This is a genomic window from Mesorhizobium sp. M7A.F.Ca.CA.001.08.2.1, assembly GCF_003998455.1.
Lineage (GTDB): Bacteria > Pseudomonadota > Alphaproteobacteria > Rhizobiales > Rhizobiaceae > Mesorhizobium > Mesorhizobium ciceri.
In genome coordinates, this window is the sequence record NZ_RZPW01000765.1 from 1 (window position 1) to 2868 (window position 2868).

The 2868-nt window shown below is 54.7% G+C and carries 4 protein-coding genes; 3 read left to right on the forward strand and 1 reads right to left on the reverse strand.

Annotated features, from left to right (window positions below; all coding sequences use genetic code 11):
- Both EN914_RS30435 and EN914_RS30440 read left to right on the forward strand, forming a co-directional pair.
- The coding region (locus tag EN914_RS30435; RefSeq protein ID WP_127389479.1) for a hypothetical protein at positions 1-195 on the forward strand (195 nt) is incomplete at its 5' end.
- Positions 196-304: 109 nt separating this feature from the next.
- Complete coding sequence (locus EN914_RS30440) at positions 305-700, forward strand: response regulator (protein WP_024504606.1); 396 nt, start codon at positions 305-307, stop codon at positions 698-700.
- 71 nt (positions 701-771) lie between these two features.
- Here EN914_RS30440 and EN914_RS30445 read toward each other — a convergent pair whose 3' ends face one another.
- Positions 772-1089, reverse strand: coding sequence for a hypothetical protein (locus EN914_RS30445; RefSeq protein ID WP_032899471.1), 318 nt, complete (start codon positions 1087-1089; stop codon positions 772-774).
- Positions 1090-1109: 20 nt separating this feature from the next.
- Between EN914_RS30445 and EN914_RS30450 the strand changes: the two genes are divergently transcribed.
- Positions 1110-2868, forward strand: a 1759-nt coding sequence (locus EN914_RS30450; protein WP_127389480.1) for a hypothetical protein, incomplete at its 3' end; no start/stop codon positions are given.

Consider the following 2868-nt stretch of genomic DNA (forward strand, 5'->3'; position numbering starts at 1 on the left):
CGCACGCTCGACCTGGAGGCGCTGCGCGAGCGGTGCGGCGCTGATGCGCCAGCGATGGCCGCTGATCTCGCGCCTAAGATGCGCTGCTCGAATTGCGAACAGCGAAGCGTCGGTTTCAGCTACACGCTCGACCCGACGAAGCATTCCGGCATGGGCGTTTCGAATCCTTACGCCATGGCTAAGGACGGGCGCTGACCAAGCCACCTGCTTCCAGTGCCCTAAGCACAGGCGTATGCTTCTGCTCGTTTATTAGCTGTGGCTAAAGTGAAGTTGCGCCTGCAACAGGGGCTGTGCTAAGTGGGGAATGGACGAAATCCCGGTTCTGGTCGTTGAAGACGAGCCACTAATCCTGCTGGACCTTGAGACGGCTTTGGAAGAGGCTGGTTTCCGGGTTATCGGGGTGACAACAGCCGAAGCGGCTATAAAGGCGTTTGACGAAGCGCCGGTTAGCAGCTTGATTACGGATATTCGACTTGGTCCTGGTAAAAACGGGTGGCAGTTGGCCAGAGATCTTCGGGGAGTGAACCCCGCCATCCCCGTGATTTACATCAGCGGCGATGGCGCGCCCTATTGGAGTGCTGAAGGCGTTCCGGAAAGCATAATGATCAGCAAGCCGTTTGCGATACCTCAGATCATCACGGCCTTGTCTATCCTGCTAAATCGACAGCATCCGACCCGACCGGGGGACGAGGTGGCTTAGAAGCATTCGGGCATGGGGCAGGCGAATGCTTATGCCAAGGCCAAAGACGGGCGGTAGGCCAATCCGGCTTGTCAGTACCGGCAAACCTGAACGCGTTCCAGCACCCGGTGGTGATGGTGCCAGTGCCTAACCCACTTCACGCGGCAATGGTGACGATGCCGGAAATAGTAGCGATGCGGGTAGCGGGCCACGTAGCCAGGATAGCGGGGGCCGTAGTAGCGGCCGCTATAGTCGTAAAACGGACCTCTGCCGTAGAAGGGGCCACCGCCGTAAAACGGGCCGCCGCCGAACGGGCTGAAGCCGCCGAACGGACCAAAAAAGCCGATGCCAGAACCGAAGTGTGCATCCGCAGGCGCGACCGCGGCTGCGGCGCAGGCGATGGCAATCACGGAAGCAAGGTGATCTCTCGATGATCCTCGATGAGCGTCGTGCGGCACAGACGAAATCTCTTCTGGGACATATGGCATCGTCATTACGCGCCTACGTCCCCACTGAGCCGCATGTAAGAGCGGTTCGCGTGCTCTCTAAGCATAAGATCGTTATGCTTGTAGGTAATCCCGCAACAGGCAAATCGACGATCGCTGCAGTTCTATCGACGATCGCGGCCGACAGCCCAAACCATGTCTGCTACAAAGCCGAAGGACCCAAACAGTTGCTGGACAATTGGAATCCAGAAGAAGGCGGTGGGTTCTATTGGATTGACGACGCATTTGGCCCCAACCAGCTAAGGGAGGACTTCGTCGATCACTGGATTGCGATCATGCCGAAATTGCAGGCCGCTACCGCTGCTGGAAATTCTTTCGTTCTCACATCACGTCGCCATATCTACGAAGCCGCCAAGCCGAAATTGGGTACCCGAAACCATCCTTTTTTTCGTGACAGCACGGCGATAGTCGAAGTCGGTCGCCTCAGTGAGCTTGAGCGTAGGCAAATATTGTACAATCACGTGAAATGCGGAAATCAGTCAAAGCAGTGGAAATTGACGGTAAAGAAATTCCTTGATGTTCTGTCAAAGGAGGCCACATTCACGCCAGAGATAGCGCGCCAATTAGGCGACCGGGCATACACCGCAAATGTAACGGCATCTCTCGATTCTCTGTTGAAATTTGTACGCGAGAACCGGGCCTTTCTGCTTCAGACGGTTGGTGAATTGTCAAAGGTACACAGATCGGCGTTGACGCTAGTGTTCTTGCACCGGGGCAGAATGCCAGTGAGCGGTCCACTTCCAGAAATCCAGGAAATTGTGGTCCGCTTCTACGACGTGTCTCGGGAAACGCTCGCAGACTCTCTTAACGAACTAAGGGAGTCGTTTCTTGTTGAAGTAGCGGATGGCACAAGGCGCGATTGGAATTTCAAACATCCAACCTTGTCCGATGCCCTGGCCGCGATTCTCCGAGACGCTGAGGGAATGCGAGAGTTGTTCATTCGTGGCGTTGGCGTGGAGACCATATTATCGGACGTACTTTGCGACGGCGTCGAGCGCATTCCAGATGCGGTCATCATACCCAGATCTTTGAATGCGCTATTGGTGGACCGCCTTGTCGAGACGCCGGACGACGGCAGCCGAATAAATCGTCTTCTTTTCCATTTTTTGTGGGAGAGAGCGTCGGACGACGTATTCCGCCAAGTCCTGCAAAAAGATCCTGCAATACTCTCGCGAATAGCCCGGGCGAGTCGGGAGATTGCATATGACCCGAAGATAAACGTCTATTCTCGCGCGGCCTCCTTCGGCATTCTTCCGGCAGAACTGCGGATTGAGATGGGTGGACGGATTGAAAGGGATCTCATCCATGAAAGCGATGCTTCCTTCCTCGACCGAGAAGATATCCTGGCGCTGCTCAGCCCACTAGCTCTGGTCAAGCTCAGCAAGCGTATAAAGGCTGAAGTTATTCCGGCCTTGATGACCAAGATCGAAAACACGGGCGACAATCCCGATTCCGAGCTAACTCCGCAGGAAAACTTCGAGGACATCGAAGTCACCCTCAATTACCTTGCGAATTTTTATTCTGACGAAATCGAAGGTTTTCCTGAAATCAACGAGATGACAAAATTGATATCCTCCAATGTTGACGCTCTCGTTCGCAAGAAGGAAGAAGAAGAGAGGGAGCGTGACGAAGATGATTGGAGGTGGAGAGAGATGTCTGATCGTTCACCGAGTACACCAGTAC

Bases quoted from the DNA above. Each gene is read 5' to 3' on its own strand.
- EN914_RS30440 (WP_024504606.1), top strand. From the start codon at position 305: ATGGACGAAATCCCGGTTCTGGTCGTTGAAGACGAGCCACTAATCCTG.